At 39.3% G+C, this 23,106-nt stretch carries 24 protein-coding genes; 2 read left to right on the top strand and 22 right to left on the bottom strand.

Going from position 1 to position 23,106, the window contains the following annotated elements:
- Positions 1 to 263 (bottom strand): KxYKxGKxW signal peptide domain-containing protein (locus tag ABP870_RS08540; RefSeq protein WP_350015021.1); only part of this gene is annotated, 263 nt, incomplete at its 3' end.
- Positions 264 to 347: 84 nt separating this feature from the next.
- Positions 348 to 884 (bottom strand): tRNA (uridine(34)/cytosine(34)/5-carboxymethylaminomethyluridine(34)-2'-O)-methyltransferase TrmL, encoded by a 537-nt coding sequence (gene trmL, locus ABP870_RS08535; RefSeq protein WP_350015020.1) that lies wholly within the window; start codon positions 882 to 884, stop codon positions 348 to 350.
- A gap of 265 nt (positions 885 to 1,149) precedes the next feature.
- On the opposite strand from trmL, the gene trkA reads away from it, so the two are divergent.
- Both trkA and ABP870_RS08525 read left to right on the top strand, forming a co-directional pair.
- Positions 1,150 to 2,514, top strand: coding sequence for a Trk system potassium transporter TrkA (trkA, locus tag ABP870_RS08530; RefSeq protein WP_350015019.1), 1,365 nt, complete (start codon positions 1,150 to 1,152; stop codon positions 2,512 to 2,514).
- Positions 2,507 to 3,949, top strand: a complete 1,443-nt coding sequence (locus tag ABP870_RS08525) for a TrkH family potassium uptake protein (RefSeq protein ID WP_350015018.1) — start codon at positions 2,507 to 2,509, stop codon at positions 3,947 to 3,949. Before trkA ends, ABP870_RS08525 begins: the two co-directional genes overlap by 8 nt.
- A gap of 93 nt (positions 3,950 to 4,042) precedes the next feature.
- On the opposite strand, the gene yidD is transcribed toward ABP870_RS08525, so the two are convergent.
- From yidD to ABP870_RS08425, 20 genes are all read right to left on the bottom strand, one after another.
- The gene (yidD, locus tag ABP870_RS08520; protein WP_350015017.1) at positions 4,043 to 4,294 is read right to left on the bottom strand and encodes a membrane protein insertion efficiency factor YidD; all 252 of its coding nucleotides are present in this window, start codon (positions 4,292 to 4,294) and stop codon (positions 4,043 to 4,045) included.
- Positions 4,291 to 5,016 (bottom strand): pseudouridine synthase, encoded by a 726-nt coding sequence (locus ABP870_RS08515; RefSeq protein WP_350015023.1) that lies wholly within the window; start codon positions 5,014 to 5,016, stop codon positions 4,291 to 4,293. The genes yidD and ABP870_RS08515 overlap by 4 nt, the downstream gene beginning before the upstream one ends.
- A gap of 12 nt (positions 5,017 to 5,028) precedes the next feature.
- The gene (gene scpB / locus ABP870_RS08510) at positions 5,029 to 5,592 is read right to left on the bottom strand and encodes an SMC-Scp complex subunit ScpB (protein ID WP_350015016.1); all 564 of its coding nucleotides are present in this window, start codon (positions 5,590 to 5,592) and stop codon (positions 5,029 to 5,031) included.
- Complete coding sequence (locus tag ABP870_RS08505) at positions 5,589 to 6,296, bottom strand: segregation/condensation protein A (RefSeq protein WP_350015015.1); 708 nt, start codon at positions 6,294 to 6,296, stop codon at positions 5,589 to 5,591. Before ABP870_RS08505 ends, scpB begins: the two co-directional genes overlap by 4 nt.
- Positions 6,296 to 7,024 carry a site-specific tyrosine recombinase XerD gene (gene xerD, locus ABP870_RS08500; RefSeq protein WP_350015014.1) on the bottom strand — a complete coding sequence of 243 codons (729 nt, stop codon included), beginning with the start codon at positions 7,022 to 7,024 and terminating at the stop codon, positions 6,296 to 6,298. The genes ABP870_RS08505 and xerD overlap by 1 nt, the downstream gene beginning before the upstream one ends.
- A 13-nt stretch (positions 7,025 to 7,037) precedes the next feature.
- Positions 7,038 to 7,505: a cyclic-di-AMP-binding protein CbpB gene (gene cbpB / locus ABP870_RS08495; RefSeq protein WP_350015013.1), complete on the bottom strand. Its 468-nt coding sequence runs from the start codon at positions 7,503 to 7,505 to the stop codon at positions 7,038 to 7,040.
- Positions 7,502 to 8,023 (bottom strand): metallophosphoesterase, encoded by a 522-nt coding sequence (locus ABP870_RS08490; RefSeq protein ID WP_350015012.1) that lies wholly within the window; start codon positions 8,021 to 8,023, stop codon positions 7,502 to 7,504. Before ABP870_RS08490 ends, cbpB begins: the two co-directional genes overlap by 4 nt.
- Complete coding sequence (locus tag ABP870_RS08485; RefSeq protein ID WP_350015011.1) at positions 8,011 to 9,012, bottom strand: nucleoside-triphosphate diphosphatase; 1,002 nt, start codon at positions 9,010 to 9,012, stop codon at positions 8,011 to 8,013. Before ABP870_RS08485 ends, ABP870_RS08490 begins: the two co-directional genes overlap by 13 nt.
- The gene (racE, locus tag ABP870_RS08480; RefSeq protein WP_350015010.1) at positions 9,005 to 9,817 is read right to left on the bottom strand and encodes a glutamate racemase; all 813 of its coding nucleotides are present in this window, start codon (positions 9,815 to 9,817) and stop codon (positions 9,005 to 9,007) included. Before racE ends, ABP870_RS08485 begins: the two co-directional genes overlap by 8 nt.
- A 53-nt stretch (positions 9,818 to 9,870) precedes the next feature.
- A complete protein-coding gene (locus tag ABP870_RS08475; RefSeq protein ID WP_062710171.1) occupies positions 9,871 to 10,113 on the bottom strand; it encodes a YneF family protein in 243 nt (80 codons plus the stop codon).
- 635 nt (positions 10,114 to 10,748) lie between these two features.
- A complete protein-coding gene (locus ABP870_RS08470; RefSeq protein WP_350015009.1) occupies positions 10,749 to 11,990 on the bottom strand; it encodes a diaminopimelate decarboxylase in 1,242 nt (413 codons plus the stop codon).
- 92 nt (positions 11,991 to 12,082) lie between these two features.
- Complete coding sequence (gene ulaG, locus ABP870_RS08465; protein ID WP_350015008.1) at positions 12,083 to 13,174, bottom strand: L-ascorbate 6-phosphate lactonase; 1,092 nt, start codon at positions 13,172 to 13,174, stop codon at positions 12,083 to 12,085.
- Positions 13,175 to 13,392: 218 nt separating this feature from the next.
- The gene (locus ABP870_RS08460; RefSeq protein WP_350015007.1) at positions 13,393 to 15,063 is read right to left on the bottom strand and encodes a BglG family transcription antiterminator; all 1,671 of its coding nucleotides are present in this window, start codon (positions 15,061 to 15,063) and stop codon (positions 13,393 to 13,395) included.
- Between the two features lie 157 nt (positions 15,064 to 15,220).
- A complete protein-coding gene (locus ABP870_RS08455) occupies positions 15,221 to 15,937 on the bottom strand; it encodes an L-ribulose-5-phosphate 4-epimerase (protein ID WP_350015006.1) in 717 nt (238 codons plus the stop codon).
- Positions 15,937 to 16,800: an L-ribulose-5-phosphate 3-epimerase gene (locus ABP870_RS08450; RefSeq protein ID WP_350015022.1), complete on the bottom strand. Its 864-nt coding sequence runs from the start codon at positions 16,798 to 16,800 to the stop codon at positions 15,937 to 15,939. Before ABP870_RS08450 ends, ABP870_RS08455 begins: the two co-directional genes overlap by 1 nt.
- 4 nt (positions 16,801 to 16,804) lie before the next feature.
- Positions 16,805 to 17,470: a 3-keto-L-gulonate-6-phosphate decarboxylase UlaD gene (locus ABP870_RS08445; RefSeq protein ID WP_350015005.1), complete on the bottom strand. Its 666-nt coding sequence runs from the start codon at positions 17,468 to 17,470 to the stop codon at positions 16,805 to 16,807.
- Between the two features lie 124 nt (positions 17,471 to 17,594).
- On the bottom strand, positions 17,595 to 18,080 hold the full coding sequence (locus ABP870_RS08440) for a PTS sugar transporter subunit IIA (protein ID WP_018379976.1): 486 nt from the start codon (positions 18,078 to 18,080) through the stop codon (positions 17,595 to 17,597).
- Between the two features lie 56 nt (positions 18,081 to 18,136).
- A complete protein-coding gene (locus tag ABP870_RS08435; RefSeq protein WP_018379977.1) occupies positions 18,137 to 18,415 on the bottom strand; it encodes a PTS sugar transporter subunit IIB in 279 nt (92 codons plus the stop codon).
- A gap of 45 nt (positions 18,416 to 18,460) precedes the next feature.
- The gene (locus ABP870_RS08430; RefSeq protein WP_350015004.1) at positions 18,461 to 19,900 is read right to left on the bottom strand and encodes a PTS sugar transporter subunit IIC; all 1,440 of its coding nucleotides are present in this window, start codon (positions 19,898 to 19,900) and stop codon (positions 18,461 to 18,463) included.
- A 620-nt stretch (positions 19,901 to 20,520) separates the two neighbouring features.
- Positions 20,521 to 22,905 carry a phosphoketolase family protein gene (locus ABP870_RS08425; RefSeq protein WP_350015003.1) on the bottom strand — a complete coding sequence of 795 codons (2,385 nt, stop codon included), beginning with the start codon at positions 22,903 to 22,905 and terminating at the stop codon, positions 20,521 to 20,523.
- Between the last annotated feature and the right edge of the window lie 201 nt (positions 22,906 to 23,106).

Here is a 23,106-nt window from a genome sequence, read left to right as displayed (position 1 = left end):
TAACATTCTCTGCAGCCGATAAATTCATCTCTCAAATCACGACTAGTTTCTCCCGATGAGGAATCAGCCATCATAGACGTGGTCTTTGTACCATTAGTTGGCTGTGGTGTAACATTCTCAGAACCACTTGTTATTTCGCCAACAACTTCCTCATTAGCTGGTACAGCCTCCTCTGCTAAAACACCTGGGGCAAGCAAAAGACTAGCAGTGGCAACACCAGCAACAACCCACTGCTTTTTAGCCTTATACATCTTCTTTTTCATGATTTAATCTCCTAAGCTAAAACATTTTGAAATAAGTATAGCAAACGTTTCTTTAATTTTCTACCTTTTTTACTAAAATTTTCCTTATTTTAATTTATCATTTTTGTAAAGGTGCACCCTTTCTAAACCTCGAAACTGTTGCTGCCGCAATGCTTCATATACAACCATGCAAACAGCATTAGAAACATTTAAACTTCTAACGTGTTCATCATTCATTGGAATCCTAAGAGCCTTCTCTGCATTTTTTCGCATAAACATTTCCGGTAGACCAGTATCTTCGCGTCCAAACATAAAGTATTGATCTAGCTGCTGATTATAATCCACATCAGAATAGGTTTTATCTGCAAACTTAGAAATCAAAAAAACTGGTCCATCAACGCTTTCCATAAACTCTTCCAAAGAGTCATAATAATAAATATCCAATTTATCCCAATAATCCAGACCAGCACGTTTCATTTTTTTATCATCAATAGGAAATCCCATTGGTTTAATAATATGTAAGGGACTATTAGTCGCTGCACAGGTTCTCGCAATATTCCCAGTATTTTGTGGGATTTGCGGCTGAAAAAGCACGATGTGATTACGACCAGTTGATTGTTTCTCATAATTATTTTCTATCATAGCTTCATCTCCTTGATTTTGCCCATAAAAATAACCACGCTACCCGGAGTCAAGCTCAGCAGATAGCGTGGTTCGTGTTGACTCGTTACCTTAAATCATAACAGGTTTGATTTAAACCAACGAATAGCTTAATAGTAAGTATAACACTTTCATCACTAGTGTCAACTATTTTCTCTTAAATTTCTTCATAAAATTATCCTTCAGTGTGATGCATTTCTGACAAAAAAGGAGTATGATAGGATGTAATTATTTATGGAGGAAAATCATGCAAATAATTCTAGTCGGCGGTGGTAAGGTCGGAGCTGCGCTTTGCCGATCACTCGTCGAAGAAAATCACGATGTCGTATTGATTGAACAAAAAGAAAGTGTCTTAAAACATCTCACTAAACGCTACGATATCATTGGACTTCTTGGAAACGGCGCCAACCATAAGATTCTAGAACAAGCTGATATTCAAGATTGTGATATTTTCATTGCAATGACCGACAAAGATGAAGTCAATATGATTTCAGCAGTTCTTGCTAAGCAAATGGGAGCTAAAGATACCATTGTCCGTGTCCGTAACCCAGAATACTCCAACGCTTACTTTAAGGAACGCAATTTCTTAGGATTTTCACTAGTGATTAATCCTGAACTTTTGACAGCTCGCTACATCGCTAATAGTATCGACTTTCCAAATGCTAAATCTGTCGAACACTTTGTCAATGGACGCGTCATGCTTATGGAATTTTCGGTATCCGACCAAAGCGTGCTAAGCCATATGTCACTATCAGAATTCCGTAGAAAATTTGGAAATATCGTTATCTGCGCTGTTCAAAGACAAGGTACTATCCTCATTCCTGATGGTAACGACACCATCCTTCCTAAGGACCGTATTTTTGTAACAGGTAGTCGTGTTGAAATGGTTCTTTTCCACAACTTTGTTAAGCACAAACTCATCAAAAATATGATGATTATTGGTGCAGGACGCATTGCCTACTACCTACTCTCGTTACTTCGCAATAACAAAATTAATTTAAAAGTTATTGAACGGGATGAAAAACACGCGCAATGGCTTAGCCAAGAGTTCCCCCATCTGAACATTGTTGTTGGTGACGGAACTGCCAAGGATGTCCTCTTAGAAGAAAGTGCTGCCAGTTATGATGCCGTAGCTACCTTGACAGGTGTTGATGAAGAAAATATCATTGCTTCTCTTTTCTTGGAAAAAGTCGGTGTGCCAAAAAACATTACCAAGGTCAATCGTACAAGTCTCCTCGAAATTATCGACCATAATTTTGTCTCTTCTAGTATTATTACTCCAAAAAGTATCGCTGCTGATACCGTCATGCACTTTGTCCGTGGACGTGACAATGCTCAAGATTCTAATTTGGATGCCATGCATCACGTGGCCAATGGCCGTATCGAAACGCTTCAGTTTGAAATTCGCGAGAAGAACAAAATGGCTGGGCAACAACTCTCCAATATCAAACTTAAAGATAATGTCCTGATTGCTGCTATTATCCGTAAAGGCAGAACGATCTACCCCACTGGTGAAGACATTCTTGAAGTCGGAGATAAAATCGTTATCATTACCCTGCTTAAAAACATTACAAAAATCTATGATTTGATGGAGAGGTCCCGTCATGAATAGAGCAATGGTTCGTTTTTTATTATCAAAACTCCTTATCATTGAGGCAGGGCTGCTCCTAGTTCCTCTTTTGGTATCCTTCATCTATCAAGAAGATTGGACTATTAAATTCAGTATCCTCTATACAATTGGGCTGCTCCTAGTCCTTGGGGGCCTAGGCAGTTTGCGAAAACCGAAAAACCACCACATTTACACTAAAGAAGGCATGCTGATCGTCGCACTCTGTTGGGTCCTTTGGTCCTTCTTTGGTGCTCTTCCCTTCGTGTTTTCAGGTCAAATTCCAAGTCTTATCGATGCCTTTTTCGAAGTCAGCTCAGGCTTTACGACCACTGGAGCTACTATTCTGCCCGATGTTTCTGTCTTATCGCATTCTCTCCTTTTCTGGAGAAGTTTCGCTCATCTGATCGGAGGTATGGGGGTACTGGTTTTTGCACTTGCTATTATGAGCAATAGCAAAAATGGTCACCATGAAGTTATGAGAGCTGAAGTTCCTGGGCCTGTCTTTGGAAAAGTGGTTGCAAAGCTAAAAAACACCGCTCAAATCCTATACTTCATCTACATGGGAATGTTCCTGATCTTTACTCTCATTTTATGGCTTTGTGGCATGCCATTTTTTGACAGCATCATAACAGCTATGGGAGGTGCTGGTACTGGTGGATTCGGTGTCTACAACGATTCTATCGCTCACTATAAGAGTCCACTTATCACCTATGTCATTTCTTTTGGTGTCACGCTTTTTGGCATTAATTTCAACTTATACTATTTGATATTGATGCGAAAGTTCAAGCTTTTCTTTAAAGATACTGAATTACGTCTATATCTGGGAATCATTCTCGTAGCGACAATAATGATCAGCTTAAACATCAGCCACCTATATACTAGCTTAGATGAGACTATTCGCTTCTCTTTCTTCCAGGTAACCAATATCATCACAACGACCGGTTTTGGGATTACAGATTTAACGGTTTGGCCATTATTTGCGCAATTTATGCTTCTCTTATTGATGTTTTTAGGCGGATCTGCTGGCTCCACAGCCGGTGGTTTTAAAGTTATAAGAGCACTTATCATTTCTAAGGTTGTCAAAAACGAAGTTTTAAGGACACTTTATCCTCGTCGCGTAATGTCTCTTCATATCGGAGAAAATGTTATCGATAAGGAAACACAGCATAGTGTTCTAAAATACTTAGCCATCTATGTTATCATGTTTCTTTGTCTGGTCTTTTGTTTAAGCATCGACCATCAAAAAGATTTTATGGTAGTTATTAGCGCAGCTGCTTCTACCTTTAATAATATCGGACCGATGTTGGGAACGGCTGAAACTTTTGACATCTTCAGTCCCTTCTCAAAACTGCTCATGAGTTTTGCCATGATTGCTGGTCGTCTGGAAATCTACCCTATGCTCTTACTTTTCCTAAAACGCACCTGGTCCAAATATTAATACTAATCATGACCACCCATCTAACGGGTGGTTTATTTGTCTCGCACCTATCGGAGCGAGACTGGGCTTAAAGCCACATAATGAAAAAACGGTTCACTTTTGTGAATCGTTTTTGCTATGTCTTTTAAGCGAAAAATGGTCAGGAACGGGATCAAACCCCGTTTTTGACCAAGGATGGCAACGCATAATTCTGGCTATTCCCATTAGCATTCCTTTAAAGCCATGTTTATCAATGGCTTCAATCATATACTGGGAGCAGGTAGGTCGAAAACGACAGGTTCCTGATGATATGGGAGAAAGGTATCTTTGATAAAAGCGAACAATTGCTATTAATGCTTTTCTCATCTGGTTTTGTTAACCGCCAAATTATGAAGCTGGCTGACTTCTTTCTTGTTAAGACGACGAGATTCTCCTGGACGAAGTCCTGTCAAATCAAGGGTACCAAACTGAGTGCGTGATAATTTATCAACGAGTAAACCGACAGCTTCAAACATCTTCTTAACCTGGTGATTGCGTCCCTCATGGATGACCAATTCAACAACGGAACGATTTTTATCTACTTCAACTTTAATGATATTGTAACGAGCAGGCTTCGTTTTCTTACCATCAATAACAACACCACGTGTCAGTGGTCGAAGATTTTCTTTAGTTGCAAGACCCTTCACACGTGCCACGTAGACCTTGTCAATTTCATTACGAGGATGGATCATTTTATCAGTAAAATCACCATCATTTGTCAAAAGAAGAAGCCCAGAAGTGTCCCAGTCCAAGCGACCAACAGGATAGATCCGTTCCTTAACTTGTGGCAGTAAATCCACAACTGTTTGACGTCCTTTTTCGTCCGACACACTGGAAATCACCCCTCGGGGCTTATTTAACAGATAATAAACTTTTTCTTCGTTATAAATAGGGCTACCTTCAACTTCAACAACATCACCTGACTTGACGGTTGTCGCCAACTCGGTCACTTTCTCTCCATTGATGGTTACGAGACCCTTTTTAATCAATTCTTCTGCCTTACGACGACTTGCCACACCTGCGTGGGCAATGTATTTGTTAATTCTCATCATCTTGTTTCCTTATTCTTCTAGAGAGGGAACTTCCGCAAATAATGCGACCTCTTCTTCCTTGATGTCAATAGCTGACACATCAACCAACTCGTCTAAGCTATTGATCCCCATGTAATCTAAAAAATAATCCGTAGTCGCGTAAAGGTTAGGCCGGCCAAGAACTTCCTTCTTTCCAATTTCCTGAACCAATCCGAATGCTTGCAGCTTACTAATAGCTCCACTTGAATTTACCCCGCGAATCCCATCAACTTCAATCCGTGTAATCGGTTGCTTATAGGCAATAATAGATAAGGTTTCAAGGCTTGCGCGAGACAGACTTTGATTGACTGGAGTATGAGCATATGACTTCAAAAGTTCTGCGTAGTCATCTTTGGTGACTAATTTATAGGTATTGGCAGATTCTAAAACGCTTAGAGCAGAGTCCTTGTCTTGTTGATACTTCTCTACTAATTTGTCCATAGACTGTTGTAAGCCTGAGGGTGGTAGTTCCAGTAATTCTGCTAATTGACGGATTGATAAGCCTTCTTCTCCAGCCACGAAGAGAAGCGCTTCGATTTGCGATAAGGTTGTCATGTCGCCTCCCTTCTTAAGGTAATATCTGAAAAATTCTGCACTTGCTCAACTCTTAGTGTTTGACGTTTGACCAACTCTAAAATAGCCAAAAAGATGGTGATCATCTGCTCTGTGCTCTCCACTTTTTGAAACAATACTTGCATCGACTTAGGTTGACCAAACTCCAGCTGATCCTCAACAAATACCATCATGTCCTCAATACGGTAATCATCTGCTGCGATGGTCGTATGCTCTTGGTTAAAGGCGACCTGCCTTTGGGCCATGATTTTTGAAAAAGCTAAATAGAGATCTAATGTCGTCTTATCCTCTTTTAAGGTCACATCCTCTGAAACAATTTCTGTCTTAGGCTTTGAAAATAGTTTGGCACGCTCTTGATGTTGTTGATCCAGTTCCTGTGAAATAGCTTTGAAACGTTTGTACTCTTCGATTTGCGAAAGGAGTTCCATTTCAAGATCCTCTTCCAGTGGTACTGCTTCCACAAGTTTTGGTAAGAGTTTACGGCTTTTGATCAGCATGAGCTGACTAGCCATTACCATATATTCTCCAGCAACTTCCAACTTCATAACTTGAAGAGTTGCCAGATAGGCTAAATACTGTTCGATGACCTCAACCAAGGGCACATCATAGATATCCACCTCATACTTTGACACCAAGTGCAAAAGTAAATCAAGGGGGCCTTCAAAATCTTTTAATTTTATATCCATTATTTGAAATATCTCTCGAGCGTTTGAGTGGATTTTAATCCCAACTGTTTAGCAATCTCTGTCGCTGATTTTCCTAAAACGATTTGACTGAGAATATACTGCTGTCTCAATTTTTGAGCAGTCAGGTGACTCAGATCAAGACTATCTAAATAGGACTTGAGCTGTAAGAAAAACCACTGACGAGAATAAGCTTTCCCTTTATTATCAAAGAGGTAAGACCCCTCAGACACTTGTGGTAGTTGTTGCAAGATAGTTTTTGGCAGGTGAAGAATCCTGATTTGATCATCTTTCTTGACCTTCAAAACCTTAAAGTCAACGTCAAGCCTGTCACCTTTTATCTCCGCAATTTCTTTCAGAGTCAAGCCCATAAGTGCTAGAAATGAAGCAATTAATCGTCCTTGCCACCATTTACTGTCTTCATTTAAAAAATCCAAATCAACCTTTTCGAGAGAGGTCTTTGGTGTAGTCAGACCTGCTTTTACCTTTTTTAAACGGTGGTAATGGTCTACATGACCTTCTTCGTAGAGATAGCGTAACAATTGATTAACCGATGATTGTTTGCGCTTTTGGACACTGACTTTTAAGGATTTTAAAAATTCTTGGTAATAAAGAAGACTAGTGTCACTGATGTGTCCTTCTACCAAATCCCTAAACTGCTCCAAGTCGTAAGAGTAGGATTTTTGAGAGGCGTCTGAGATGTTTTTCTCAGCTAAAAAGGACGTAATCATCTCCTTAGTTATCCTATTTTTCTTTTGGTGTGATGTCATAATCCTCAGTAAAATCGTGTAATAAGGCATTGACAGCCTTTAGAATAGATTTCCGCGTGATAATCCCCATAAAATGCTTATCGCTGTCCAAAACTGGCAAGAAAGGATTATCCACGAGTTTGTGCATGATTTCTGTCAGTGGGGCATCCGCCAAGATCGTTTCCACCTTATCATTAACGGCCACAGCGACATCAGTTTGAGAAAGCTCCCAAGCTGCTAAATTATTTTCAGCCTGATAGTTCATAATATCAGAAATCGACACTGTTCCACAATAGATTTTCTCTTTTGAGATAACTGGGATACGTGAATAACCGTTACTCGTTATTAAGAGCAAGACATGATCCATATTATGGGTATCCACCACGATAGCAAGGTCTTTAGAAGGAATTAAATAGTGCTCAGTATAATTCAATAAAAAATCTTCAAATTCTTTGGCAATCATCTGCTAAATTCCTGTGATAAACTTGGGTAAACTTGGTGATTGAGGTCTAAGAAGTCAACCTTGATTGAAGTATCAGTGACCTTGATCAAGGCGTAGAGTTTTTCATTTATGTCACCTCGGGGTTGTAGCACAGAGCCTGGGTTAACAAAAACAATTCCTTCTTCCTGCCAAGCTGCCGCACGATGTAAATGGCCATACAAGCAAATATCGGCTTGTGCTTCTTGGGCAAAATAGACCAGACGATTCCACATAAAATTGATGTGGTAAAGATGTCCATGTGTCTGAGCAACAGTCAATCCTGGTAAGGTGACAATATTGTCATCTTGATAGTCTGAATCATAATCACAATTTCCTCGAACCACATGGATCCCTTGCCATACAGGATCATTTGCAGATAATTCAGAATCTCCATTGTGGAAAATGGCGTCAACCTTTCCTTGATAATGAGCCTTTATCTTTTCAACTACAGCTTTGTCGGTATGAGAGTCACTCATGACGATTAGTGTTAGTTCTGCCATGCTGGAAATTCCTCCATTAGTTTTTTCATTGCTAATCCTCGGTGAGAAATGTCATTCTTTTGTTCTGGACTGAGCTGAGCAGCTGTTTGCCCTGTTTCACCAACCAGAAAAAGCGGATCATAGCCAAAGCCACCCTCACCTTTTGCTTCATAGGCAATATAACCTGGCCAATCAGCAGCGACAACTAGACTTTCTTTATTTGGTGCCGCCACAACTAGCGTCGAATGAAATTGGGCGCTACGATCTTTTTGTTCAAAAACCATAGCTAATTCATGCAAGAGTTTGGCATTATTTTTGTCATCCGTTGGCTCTGGTGCTGAGAAGCGTGCCGACCAGACACCAGGTAAGCCACCTAGGGCATCGACCTTCAAGCCTGAATCATCGGCTAAAACCATACGACCGGTTAATTTAGAAATGGTCTCTGCTTTGAGTCGAGCATTTTCTTCAAAAGTCATTCCCGTTTCTTCAACTTCTGGTAAATCAGGATAGTCGTTTAGACTTTCCACTTCAATTCCGAGCGAAGCAAACATCTTACGGAATTCCTTGACCTTGCCTTCATTATGGGTGGCAATGAGCAATTTATCACCGAAAGTTGATTGCTTTTTACCGAAGAAATCAGAAGTATTAACACCACCTTTAGGGAGATGGACAGCCAGTAACCTATCTTCTTCTAGAAGCAGGATAGCCCCTTGATGTTGGCGTGTTTCTAATCGTCGTCCAAACTGCTCGTTAACCATATCAAGGACAAAATTGATCAGCTTCATTTCAGAAGTCAATTTAACCACTGTCACACGATAACCGCGAGGATGGCGCCATTCTTCTTCAGACAAAACATCTATCTCCAGTACCCCATCTAAAAGTCGGTTTAGGTTAAATAACGGATCGTCTATTTTATGCTCATCTCCGAGATAGCTTAACGAGTTATGTCCTGACATATCTCCAATAAACCAATCATTCTCATCTTTATACTCATAAATCTTGTCAGCCATTCAAAGTCTCCTCTAAGCTCACGTGCTCAACACTAATGGTGGTGCCCAACCAATTTTCGGCAATGTCTTGGAAGCTAGTAACGCCAGCTGTTGTGTAGAAACGGTCGTTTTTTTCTTGTGCTTCTCGGTTACGGTTAATTTCAAAATAATTAAGTAAAACCGAAATATCACGCACCGTCTCGGCACCACTATCGATTAACTTAACCTCAGGTCCCATAACGTTTTGGATAATAGGGCGAAGCAAGGGATAATGAGTACAGCCCAAAATCAAGGTATCAACTTTTCCAACCAAAGGAGCCAAGGTCTCATAGACAACTTTTTTGGCCACACTCGAGGTCGTTTCATTGGATTCTACTAAGGGCACAAACCTAGGACAAGCCAAAGAGGTCACCTCAACCTGAGGATCTAACAGTTGTACTTTGCTTTTATAGATGTCGGATTGAACTGTCATTTGGGTAGCAATAACACCAATCTTCTTTTCCTTGGTTGCCTTAATCGCTGCACTTGACCCTGGTAAAATCACTCCTAGTACAGGAATGTCAAGGGATTTTTTTATTTCTTCCCAAGCTACTGCTGTCGCAGTATTACAAGCAAATACAATCATTTTAACGTTTTTGGTCAAGAGAAAATTAACCAGTTGCCATGTGTACTCTCGAATTTGGTCAGCTGGTCGTGGTCCATAGGGTGCTCTAGCTGAATCACCAATATAAACAATTTCTTCATGAGGGAGTTGCCGCATTAATTCCCTAACAACTGTCAAGCCACCGACACCTGAATCTAAAAAACCAATAGGACGATTATCCATAGTCTCTTCTTTCTAAAAAGGGTTGAGAACTCTGCTCCCAACCCCTCTTAATCTTATTTTTTCTTTTTAGCAGCGGCTGCTTTTGATTGTTTAACGATATTGCGGTAAGTTTGTTGAACTTTCGCTTCGTTTGGTTTTTGACCCATTTGGCTCATCATTTCACGAATAGCATCTGGTGTCAAACGTGGGTATTGACCGATTTCTTTTTCGATTTGTTTACGGGCAATGAAAATACCACCAAATACACCTGCCATTGCTGCTAATACAACGATTAAAATCCATAATGCTGTTGACATGTTTTTTGAGTTCTCCTAGTCTTATTTACCGTCCTATTATAGCAGAAAAGTCACAGCTTTACAAATTTGAAAATACCTAAAAATAAGCCCTAAGAACTGCCTCAAATAAAACTAGCAACACGTTAGCTACTCCGATGTTTTATCTAAAAACAGCCTTTAGCCCACATCCAAAAAATCAGTACCAAACTAACTAAGCTGAAGAAGACAAGCGTCATATCCATCATTATGACTTTGATGAATGGTCCCCAAAACATGATAAAGCTAAGAGAATGATGACATTCAAAACTGTTTTGTAATCGAGAGGTTAGAATCACCCAAAATGTCATCTTGAATAGCACCGACATTGTCAGATTTCTTTCAAAGCTAGTGTATCAAAGCACTCAAAGTTGTTTTCAATACCTAGTCACTCCCTTTGAGTGAGTAAACAGGCTTTATATAACATCTGAAATTCCCTTACGCACCATGCGCTAATTCTGCTGCAACTATCAGCGTTCTTGCTTAAGATAATGAGCAAAGAACTGCCGCTAACACTAACAAGAACAATAGTTCTCCTTTTAATGGCTTTCTTAATCCGAACAGAAAAGCTATCTTAACATGAAAAGAGCTGGATCTTAGTCCAACCTCTTCACACACTATTAGTCAAAATCAAATCCTGTAATAGTCGCAAAATAATCCTCTGGTGTCTCTGCACGACGGATAAGACGAGCACTACCGTCTGTTTGATAAAGAATTTCAGCCGAACGAAGACGGGCATTATACTGATAGCCCATTGAAAAGCCATGTGCGCCTGTATCATGAATGACCAAAGTATCTCCTACACGCGCCTCAGGCAACTCACGCTGCTTGGCAAATTTATCATTATTCTCACAGAGTGAACCAACAACATCTACTACTTCTACGCCACCATTAGGATTGCTGATATTCGTAATGTGATGATAAGAACCATACATTGCAGGACGTAAAAGATTGACAGCTGATGCATCCACACCGACGTAATCACGATACGTTTTCTTGCGGTGTAAAACTTTTGTGACTAAGAGACCATGGGGAGCCAGCATAAAGCGGCCTAGTTCTGTAAAAATCTTAATCCCCCCAAGCCCAGCTGGGGTAAGCACTTCTTCGTAAACCTTACGAACACCCTCTCCAATAGCTGCAATGTCATTAGCTTTGTCTTCAGGATGATAGTCAACCCCAATACCACCAGATAAGTTGATAAAACTAAGTTCAACTCCTGCTTTTTCTCGGATTTCCACAGCTAAGGTAAAGAGTTGACGTGCCAACTCTGGATAATAGTCATTAGTAACTGTATTGGAAGCCAGGAAGGAATGAATCCCAAACTCTTTGACCCCTTCAGCTTTTAAATCCTTGAAACCTTGGATGAGTTGCTCACGCGTCATGCCGAATTTAGACTCCTCAGGATTATCCATTATAGCTGTCCCAAGAGCGAAAACACCACCTGGATTATAGCGAAGTGACACTGTTTCTGGTAGACCAATTGTTTCTTTAACGAAAGCAATCATTTCATAAGCATCGAGGTTGATAGTTGCTCCAATTTCTTTGGCGTACTGATACTCCGAAGCGGGTGTATTATTAGAGGAGAACATGATATCTTTAAATCCCAACTTATGGCTCATTAAAAGTTCCACACCTGTCGCACAATCCACACCGCAATTTTCTTCTTGTAAAATCTTTAGAATAGCTGGTGTCGGCGTCGCCTTAACCGCAAAATATTCTTTGAATCCCTTATTCCATGAAAAGGCCTTATTTAAGGCACGCGCTTTTTCACGAATTCCTTTCTCATCATAAAGATGGAAAGGTGTAGGGAATTGTTCAGTAATCTTATCCAACTCTTGACGAGAAATAAAAGGTGTTTTCATAAGAATCTCCAAATCTTCAAAATATTAGGATTATTATAGCATAAAAAAACAATAATAAAAGCCCAATTCGCTGAACCGGACTTTCATATCGCTTACAATAAGGCTTTAAACTGAATATCTGAATCTTCTAAGAAGTAATCATCAAAGCCACGTGGATGATGGTACTCTATACGGTCTTTATCTTGCGGATAAGTGTATTTTCCACCGACTTCCCAGATAAAAGGATGGAACTTGTATTGCAATCGTTCTTTTCGCATTTTCCAAAGTTCTAGGATTTCATCAGTTGAAGCCATGAAGTTTGACCAAATATCGTAGTGAACTGGAATAATAACTTCAGCACCAAGATTTTCCGCCATACGAAGAAGATCAATAGAGGTCATTTTATCTTGAATTCCGATTGGATTGTCACCATAATTATTAATCGCAACGTCAATATTAAAATCACGACCATGTTTAGCAAAATAATTTGAAAAATGTGAATCAGCACCGTGATAAATAGTTCCACCAGGTGTTTCAAAGATGTAGTTAACAGCTTTACTTGCCATAAGTTCATCGCTGACTGGAAGTCCTGATAAACTATTACCGTTTTCTTCGTAGCCTTCAATAGGAAGTGTTACCAAACAAGTTCTGTCAAAGGATTCTACTGCAGTTACTTTGATGTCTTTAAACTCAAAACTTTCACCAGGTTTGATGACCTGAATACGTTCTTCAGGAACACCCCAGCCTTTCCAAATATCAGCACAACCACTTGGGCCTACAAATTTTACGTGGTCAAGTTTCGGATTATTAAGAATAGCTGCGGATGTAGAAATATCCATGTGATCTGAGTGAACATGAGATACCAAATAATAGTCTAACTCATTAATAGCAAAGGGATCAATAACCATTGGTTGCACGCGTAAATTCGGTTGTAATTTGCGTACCCCAGCCATATTAGCCATTTGATGCCCCCAAATCATATCTTTAACCTTTTTAGTGGCCTTTCCTCGATTTGCCCATAGGTCCATGACCACATTGGCTCCACCAGGTGTTTTTATCCAAACACCACAATTGCCTAGCCACCACATAGCAAAGTTACCTTCTGCAACAACTTCTTCTTCAATCTCTTCATTTAACCATGTTCCCCATTCTGGGAATGTTGCTAAAATCCATGATTCACGGGTAATATCTTTCACATTTGGCATAAACTTTCCTCCAATTTAAATTCCTTGATAAGTTAAGTATATGCCTATCAGGCTTGCCAAAAAAGACCAAGAAGCACACAAAAAAGTGTTCAAAATTAGACTTTTATCCAACAATTGATACCTTTTTCAATTTTTCTATCAAAAATAATCTGGCACAACTATACCAGATTTTGTCTTCTAAAAGGAGCACTAGCTATTGTGCCCTAAGTTTACATTTATTATTTTCCATAGGAAATTAAATCTGAAATCAATTCTTGATAAATAACTTCTTCAAGCGACTGAATGAATTGATCTGTCTGCTTGCAATTAGGGGCAAATTGCTCAATACAACTCTTAATTTTTTCCTGAATACCTTGTGTATCCCACGGCTGATAATTACCTTGAGTAATTCTAAGCAGTTTAAGGATGTCATCATCGGTCATTAGCGGATTAACAAAAACAATAGGAAGATCCGTCTCTAAGCTATCCTGAGTGGTAATGATAAAGCTTATTTCGAGAAGATCAGCGACACTTTGAAATTGTTCTGTGGTAAAAACGGCTTCAATTTTCAAGGATGGAACAAAACGTTTTGTTCGACTCAGTAGAAATTTCTGTATAGCAATCCCATCATCACTGACAATAACTGCTTTTTTCTGATGATAGTTATCATTATGCCGTCGAATCGCTCCTCCTATGTGGATCACTAAAAAAGCAATTTCACCGTCGCTTAGACTAACTTGCCATTCCCCTTCTAACAAGTATATGGTCGAAGCAACCATGGTATAGAGTCGCTCGTATTTTTCCTTAATCGTCTCTGTTAGAGGATTATAACTAGGAATGCCATATCGTTTGCGGTAGAGCAGCGACTTACAATGCATTAAGAGTTGATTTTCTAAATCCTCTCTATTGACGAATTGGCTACCAAAATGCTCTTGAAAATAATTGAGATAGGTGACCAAGGATTGCCTCAAACTAGCATAATCGCTACTTTCAAGATGGGAATCCTTATCCTTTCGAAATGAGAGCAGAAGTAGCGTGATAATATCGATTTCCAGATCTTCTAGTGATAGGTCAAATTGCCTTTGAACAGCTAGATTTAACTCTTGTACCAATCGGAATTCTAAGCGTTTTCGAACCGGCTCCAGTTCTTGTGATAATAGCTCTCTAAAACTCTTTGGGCACTCTAACTTTCGATAAGCTAATAGAAGGTAAGGAAGGCTGTTAACGAAGAATTGCCGTTCTTTTTGATTCAAAGATTTACCTAACTTTAATTCAGCTTCCATAAAATAATCACTAATAAACTTGTGAAGAGCATCAGATACTAAGAGATGCGGTTGAGTTATATTCTTCAATCGCTCAAACACAATAGCCGAAAAATAATCCGACGCCATCTGATCTAGAGATAACAGAACGCCGTAAAAGTATTGTATAAAAGCAAGAGGGTGCCCTTCAAAATGATAACCCTTGGCTTTTGTAACCAATAATTTTATCCCTAAACCTGTTTCACTTAATCTATTTCTCAACTGATTTAAATCACTTAGTACCGTATTTCTGGATACTTCACAGATAGAGATTAATTGGTCAATCGTCATCCTAGTTTGACTAGTTGCAATAGTTAAGGTAGTCAACATTAAGCGCTCATCGGCATTCATCACATAGAAATAAGAATCCGTTTGATGTAAAAGTTCTTGGCAGGCGGTCTTTTGTTCAGGACTTAGTAAAATCCCCAATCTAGGAATACTAGTAATTGGAGCAACATCACCAGGTAATGAATCATTGATTTTTTCTAAATGGTAATAAATTTTTCGACGCGACTGCTCAAGCTGCTCAGCAATGTGACTAATCGTTTGATGTTGGTCCAATACCAACAGATATGCTAGTAACTCATAACTCTTTTTATCCAATAACAAAAGGCCACCTCTTTCTTTTTGAACTTAATTATACCCCATCAAAAATTAGGATTTAGCTTTCTAAGAAAAATTCCACAATATAAAATAAACTTTTATAAAAAGCAATAAAAGACAAATAGGAGCAAATCAATGAGTTGCTCCTTAAACTTTTATGGCATTAGTGATTATCATCTTTCTGCCCGTAATAAGCATTAGGTCCATGTTTTCTGAGATAGTGTTTGTCCAAAATATACTGAGGAGCAGTTTCAACTTGTGGGTTAATGCTCTCAGTCAAGCGGTTCATTTTCGCAACTTCCTCTAACACTACTGAATGATAGACAGCTTGAGCTGGGTCTTTCCCCCAAGTGAATGGTCCATGATTACGAACGACAATACCAGGAACAGCCACTGGGTCTAAACCACGTCTTTCAAATTCTTCAATGATGACCGTTCCAGTCTCTTTTTCATAGGCTAATTCCACCTCTTCTTGACTCAAAGAGCGAGCACAAGGAACAGGACCATAAAAATAATCGGCATGGGTTGTTCCATAAAAAGGAATATCACGACCAGCTTGAGCCCAACCAACTGCCTCCGTTGAATGCGTATGAACAATGCCTTCAACTTCTGGCCAAGCTTTATAAAGTTCTACATGGGTGGGTAAATCTGAAGATGGGTTTAACTCTCCCTCCACCACATTACCATCTAAATCAGTAACCACCATATTTTCTGGCGTCAAGAGATCGTAGTCAACTCCAGACGGTTTGATAACAATCCGACCAATTTCTCGACAAACTTCAGAGACATTCCCCCAAGTAAATTTTACCAAACCATACTCTGGCAACGATTTATTGGCTTGGCAGACGCGTTCTCTCATTTCTTGTAAATTTTTTGGCATTAGATAACCTCTGCTTTCTTCATTAGTGGGTATAGAAAATCTTGAGCCTCTCTGATAGCAGCCTTCGTTTCATCAATCGTCTCGCAATTTTCAGACCACATTTCAATCAAGAATGGTCCCTTATAATTGATGCGCTTAATAACCGCAAACATTTCCTCCCAATCCACACATCCCTTACCAAATGGAACGTCTCTGAATTGACCATTTGATTTCTCAGTGACAGGGTATGTATCCTTTAGATGAAGGGCGGCAATAGAGCGATGTCCATTGTAAAATTCACTCCATAAATCATTATGCCAAGCCGAAACATTCCCTGTATCTGGATAAACAAAAAGGTATGGAGAATCAATTTCTTTTTCAATGGCTAAGTATTTTTCGATGGAATTAATAAAAGGATCATCCATGATTTCAATCGCTAAAATCACCTGTGCTGCTTCAGCCCAATCGCAAGCACGTCTGAGGTTTTTTATAAATCTTTCTCGCGTTTGAGAAGATTTTTCTTCATAATAGACGTCATAACCTGCTAACTGAATCGTTCTAACACCTAAATCTTGAGCTAAATGAATACATTTTTTCATCAATTCAAGAGATTTAGTTTCAATATCAGGATCATTAGAGCCTAGTGGAAAGCGTCTGTGACCTGAAAAGCAGATGGTGGGGATACGAATACCTGTATCAAAAATGGCTTTAACAAGCTCTAGACGTTCCTCTTTTGACCAGTCAAGCCTTGCCAATCGACTATCAGTCTCATCAATGGACATCTCCACAAAATCAAAACCCAATTCTTCGGCAAAGTTTAACCGCTCTCTCCATGAAAAATCCTTTGGTGTAGCCTTTTCGTAAATACCAATCGGACGGTTCATCAAATCACCCCCAAATACGGCGGATTTCTTCTTTGAAATCACGAGCTGCTTTTGCAGGATTTTCCGCTTCGGTAATACCTCGACCAGCAATAAAAGTAAAGACATCAACGCCTTGGAACAACTTCAAAGTATCAATATTTAATCCCCCAGTGACAGAAACTCTGAATCCCATCTCAATGAGTTTTTTTACTTTATTAAGATCTTTTTCACCCCAAGTTTCACCAGCAAGAAGCGCGTCACGTGATTGATGGTAGATTGCTTGGGAGATACCTGCATCAAGCCACTGCTGAGCTTGTTCAAAGGTCCAATCACCATATAGTTCAATTTGGATTTCACCGCGATCACCACGAACTTCTTTAATAGCTTTTAAAGCCGCCTCCATAGTTGGAATGGTTGCACAACAAATACAAGTCATCCAGTCTGCACCGCGATTAGCATTATTTTTAGCAACTGTTCCTCCTGCGTCAGCACATTTAGTATCAGCAACAATTATTTTATCAGGGAATAAACTCCTTAATACTTCTACTAACTCACTACCAACTTGCAGCAAACAAACTGTCCCTGCCTCAATTACATCAACTTCATGCCCAACCGCTACTGCAGCCTTAATTGCTCCTTGTAAATCTGAATGATCCAATGCAACTTGTAAATTTGGAATTGATTTTGTCATTATTAAATTACCAGACTTGAAAAATATCTAGAGGAGCTTCTAAAGCTAATCAATCCTTCACTCCAAATATTTCGTAAAAGCCTTATCCTTTCTATATTCTTGGGAAATTTCTTTTTTTTGGTTATTAACTATCCAAATCCAGACCTTCTAAATATGGACTGTCTTTTGAGGCTTCAACTAGTTGTAAAACTTCTTCTGGAGTTTGACAAGCCAATAAACGGTCAATAGCATTGTCAAGTTCAAAGAGAGCTACAATTTGTGGAATAGCCACAGTGGTATGAATAGCAGGATCGGTCGCCGCTAACGTAATAAAAACAGATGCTTCTTTTCCATCAGAAAAAACGACAGGATTAGTTAAAGTAATCAGGGCAAAGGCGTCTTTAAAAACGCCATTACCAGCTTCCGCATGGGGCATAGCCATCCCAGGCATCAAAACATAATAGGGGCCATATTTCTCAGTGGAGGCAATGATAGCATCATAATATTCAGAACTGACAGCACCGCTATCAATAAGGGGTTGAACAGCTAGTTTGACAGCTTCTTGCCAGCTATCTGCATTCAAACCCAGCCTAATGGAATTATTTTCTTTAAAAGATTGTTGTAAATTCATCTGTTCTCCTCAAATCATTTATAGGATAAGGGTTGGTTGCCCAACCCTTCCTCTTTTTATAGAATCTCGCTCAATTTTGTTTTAATTTCATTGTCATCCATAAGATTATCAAGTCCGACAAGTTTTCCATTTGTTCTTCCATCTAATTCATGAATGAGATGATTTGATGCGACCACAATATCATAACCAGAAGCTAATCCTTTTGCTTCACCAACTGAACAAGAGGCTGATTGAATATCAGTAACTCCTAATTCACGAAGAGCTTTTTCGACCTTCATTTTGATAACCATTGAAGACCCCATACCATTTCCACACGCTGTTAATACTTTTACCATTATTTTTTCCTTTCAAATGTCACAATATTATTATATTATTAATCATTACTCACCCTGAGCATCACCACGGTAGTAAGCCTCTTTATCTTTTGCTTTAGCATATTGAAGCTGCGGGATAATCAAGAAGAATAAACAAGCGATTACATAACCAATCACACCAAGGTATTTAAAGAGATAACCAATTGGCAACCACGGAAGCACTAAATCGATATTGCCGTGATACCCTCCTGTCAAGCCAAGCAATCCTACGGCTACCGCACCGAGAGCCACTTGTAATATACCTGAGATAAATGAGAGAGCTACTGCTGCTTTCCAGCCTCCACGTTTATCCGCGTAAACGGCGATAGCAGCATTATCGAAGAACACAGGAACAAATCCTGTAATAATTAAAATAGGGTTTCTAAAGATAACTAACAATGCAATCGTCATTAATTGCCCAATCAAACCAAAAGCAAATCCTGATAAAACAGCATTTGATGACCCAAATCCGTAAGAGGCTGCAACATCAACCGCTGGAAATGATCCAGGAAGCAATTTACTTGAAATCCCTTGAAAGGCGTTGGTTAATTCAGCAACAAACATCCGAACCCCTTGCATCAAAATGAAAAGGTAGACAGAGAACGTTAGAGCTGTTTGAAGAACATACATGAAGAAAGCTTGTTTTTCGGGAACATAAGCCCCTGCACCAATCAATTCTGCATTGGACATAATTTCTGGGCCAAGTACGGCAAGAATTCCTCCAAAGAAGACCAACATCAATGTAGCTGAAGCCACAACAGTATCATGGAAAATATTCAAGAAAGTTGGCAATTTTAAGTTATCCAAATTTTCTTCTTTTTTACCAAAAAATGGGGCAACTTTGTCAACAAACCAAATGGCAAATTGTTGTTGGTGACCAATGGCAAAGCCTCCTCCACCTGTCAATCGTTGTGTTGCTTCAACAGTCATATTTGAACTAACCGCCCAGTAAAGACCACATATAATTCCTACTGCCCATGCTCCAAAAGCATTTTGAAACTGAGGTATCAGTAATAACACGAATACTGAAATGGTCGCTGCTTGTTGAACCATAATATGCCCTGTAATAAAGAGTGTTCTAATTTTTGTCACTTTACGAAGAGCAACCATGAGGATATTGATTCCAAATCCAATGAGCAAAGCTGTAGTCGCAACACTGATAAATCCCATGGTTTCCAGCTTAGCATTAGCTGCTGCTAGACCGAAATAAGGATCGATAACTGCGGCTTCTAATTTGAATTTTTCAGCCAAGGCAACCAGAATTGGTCGGAAAGTATTGACCAAACCGCCTGCACCAACGTTCAAAATTAAATAACCAACTGTCGCTTTAATAAAACCTGCAAAGACATCATGCAAAGGTTTCTTCAAAAGTAAATATCCAATAAGAACTAAAAGTCCTACAAAAAATGCGGGGTTTTGCAAAATATTTTGCGAAAACCAATTAAGGGGAGCTAGGAGTATATCCATAATGACTACCTCTTTCCATATGTGATGTGTTATTTATGTCTATATTATAAAATTTGGAAGCGCTTCAAAAAAGACCAAGAATCACACAAGAAAGTGTTCAAAAGTGGGAGGGAGGAAGAACACGTTAAAGCCAACTATTTTACATAATCCATAATTTATTTTTAACATCTCAGTGATTTCACTTGAAAAACAATTATTCTTTGAATCTTTTTATCAACCACACCCCAAAAATTACTCTATTGGATTATTAAGTCAGAAGCCATTTGAATCCTTTATCACAATATTAAGCGTCATACTGAAAGCGATTTGTTGTAGCCATATAGCGACTCTTTTCAAGACAAATAAAAGACTGAGAGCAACTCTCAATCTCAGATTGAAGACAAAGAGGCTGGACAAAAACTAGCTTCGAAATAAAACCACACAGTGATTTCACACTTGAAAACAATCAAGAAGTGAGAATTACGGTGTGGTTCTTATGGCTAACAATCTACTGAAGTACAATACCAGAATGATAAGAAATTAAAATCAGAGACTCACATCAAACGTGAATCTCTGATTTTTTTATGACTGATAGACTTTTGTCCCAGACTCTTATTCATAAGAAGTCTATACTAAATGAATTAGCGATTAATATTCTCCCATTTCCATTCTTGAACTTCTGGGATATCATCTCCATGCTCACGAATGTATCCTTTATGGTAAGTCACTTTTGCTTCCATCTCATCTTTGAATTCTTCTGCTTTTGAGCCGTAAACTGCATCTGCTGCGTCTTGTGCAATATGGTAGCGATCCAATTCTGACATAACACGCATATCGAATGGTGTGGTAATATCACCATTTTCACGGTATCCATGAACTCGGAGATTATGGTTATGACGTTTGAAGAAGATATCACGAATCATACCTTCATAGCCATGGAAACCAAAGATAACTGGCTTATCAGTTGTAAAGACTTTATTAAACTCATCATCTGAAAGGCCTCGAGAGTCGACACTTGGATGGCGAAGCTTCAAGACATCTACTACGTTAACAAAACGAATTTTCAATTCTGGAAAAGCCTTATGAAGGATCGAAATACCTGCCAAAACTTCGAGGTTAGGCTCTGTACCTGCCGCTGCAAAGACAATATCTGGTTCCTCATCAGCTGAAACAGTGGATGCCCAATCAATCACTTTATATCCTTTATCAACCAACTCTTCGGCTTCATCTGCTGAGTAGAATTGAGGTCGTGGGTGTTTGGATGTGACAATCAGGTTGATGACATCCTCATCCTTGAAAGCTCTATCTGCCACTGCTAAGAGGCTATTGGTATCTGCTGGGAGATATTCGCGGATGAATTCAGGTGTTTTTTCAGCCAAATGTGTCAATAATCCAGGATCCTGATGGGTGTACCCATTGTGGTCTTGTTGGAAGACAGTTGATGTGGCAATCAAGTTAAGTGGTGGGTAGTTTTTACGCCAAGTGGTATGTGTTTTTGATTTTCGTAACCATTTGAAATGTTGTGTAATCATCGTATCAACTACACGTAGGAAAGATTCATATGATGCAAAGAAACCATGGCGACCTGTTAAAACATAACCTTCTAAAAAGCCTTCTGCCTGATGTTCTGACAGTTGTGAATCAATAACACGACCATAAGGTGAAATCCACTCATCATAACTTTCGTCACGGCGACCGAGCCATTGGCGATTAGTTTTCTTAAAGACTTCTTGAAGACGATTTGATTTCGTTTCATCCGGACCAAAGATACGGAAATTATCCGGATTAGCTTCCACCAAATCTGCGGCGTACTTACCAAATTCAATCATATCTTGAGCCATAATAGCGCCTGGTGTCTCGATATCAAAGGCATGTTTTTGCCATTTAGCAGTATCAACTGCCTTGACAATACCTGCATTAGTAATTGGGTTCATTCCCATGCGACGATCACCTTTTGGAGCAATCTCTGCAATTTCTGAAACTAAACGACCTTCCTCATCAAAGAGTTCTTCAGGACGATAAGCTTTTAACCAATCAAGAAGGGCATCTACATGTTCTATATGATGTGAGTCTACTGGAATTGGTACTTGGTGAGCACGCCAACCACCCGCAATTGGTGTCCCTTCCCAGCTTTCTGGACCCGTCCAGCCTTTTGGAATACGAGCCACAAGCACTGGCCAAGCCGGTTGACTAGCCTCTTCAGGTGATTTTTTACGTGCCTTGGTCTGAATATCGCGAATAGATTCGATCGCTTGATCTAATTTTTCAGCGAACAAGGCGTGTGATTTTTCAAAATCTGAACTTACTGCTGTGATATCGGCAAAAATAGGTTGCCAACCAAGTCCTGTGAAGAACTGGCTTAGCTCATCATCTGTTTTGCGCTCTAAGATCGTTGGGTTATGGATCTTGCCACCATTGAGATAAAGAATTGGCAAAACAGCACCATCAGAGACAGGATTGATGAAGGTGTTCGATAGCCAACCTGCCATTAAAGGACCAGTCTCAGCTTCCCCATCACCAATAACAGTTGCAGCAATCACATCAGGATTATCTAAAACGGCACCTGTTGCATGAGACAAGGCGTAACCTAGCTCCCCTCCTTCATGAATTGAGCCTGGTGTTTCTGGTGCAGCATGAGACGCAATACCTCCTGGAAATGAGAAGATTTTACATAGTTTAGTAAAACCTTCTTCTGTTTGCGTAATTTCAGGATTTAACTCAGTATATGATCCATCAAGATATGAGTTAGAAACCATCACCTGGCCACCATGACCAGGACCTTCAATATAGAAGATATCTGCATCGTATTTATTAATCGCACGATTCAAATGAGCATAGATAAAGTTTTGACCTGGTACTGTTCCCCAGTGGCCAATCGGATGAGCTTTTAAATCTTCGGCTACAACGTCACGTTTTAATAGTGAATTATCTTTTAAATACATTTGCGCAGCTGATAGATAGTTGGCCGCACGCCACCAAGCGTCAACTTTTCCCAAATAAGTTTTTGAATTAAAATCAAATGACATAACATTCTCCTTGTGATTTTTTAGACAAGATTTAGCATAAATAAACTCGTAAGACTAATAAATTCTTTACTAGCCTTACAAGTTTATAACATTATTTTCTTCTCTGTGATTGCCACAAACTATACGCTGAATAAGAGGTATAGATGATAACAATTATCAAAGAGATATAAAAGATCACATTATAAATAGAGAACACATCTT

Source organism: Streptococcus jiangjianxini, from assembly GCF_040225085.1.
GTDB classification, from domain to species: domain Bacteria; phylum Bacillota; class Bacilli; order Lactobacillales; family Streptococcaceae; genus Streptococcus; species Streptococcus jiangjianxini.
Note: the sequence above shows the minus strand (reverse complement) of the source record. Positions and strands in the feature narration are given on the sequence as shown.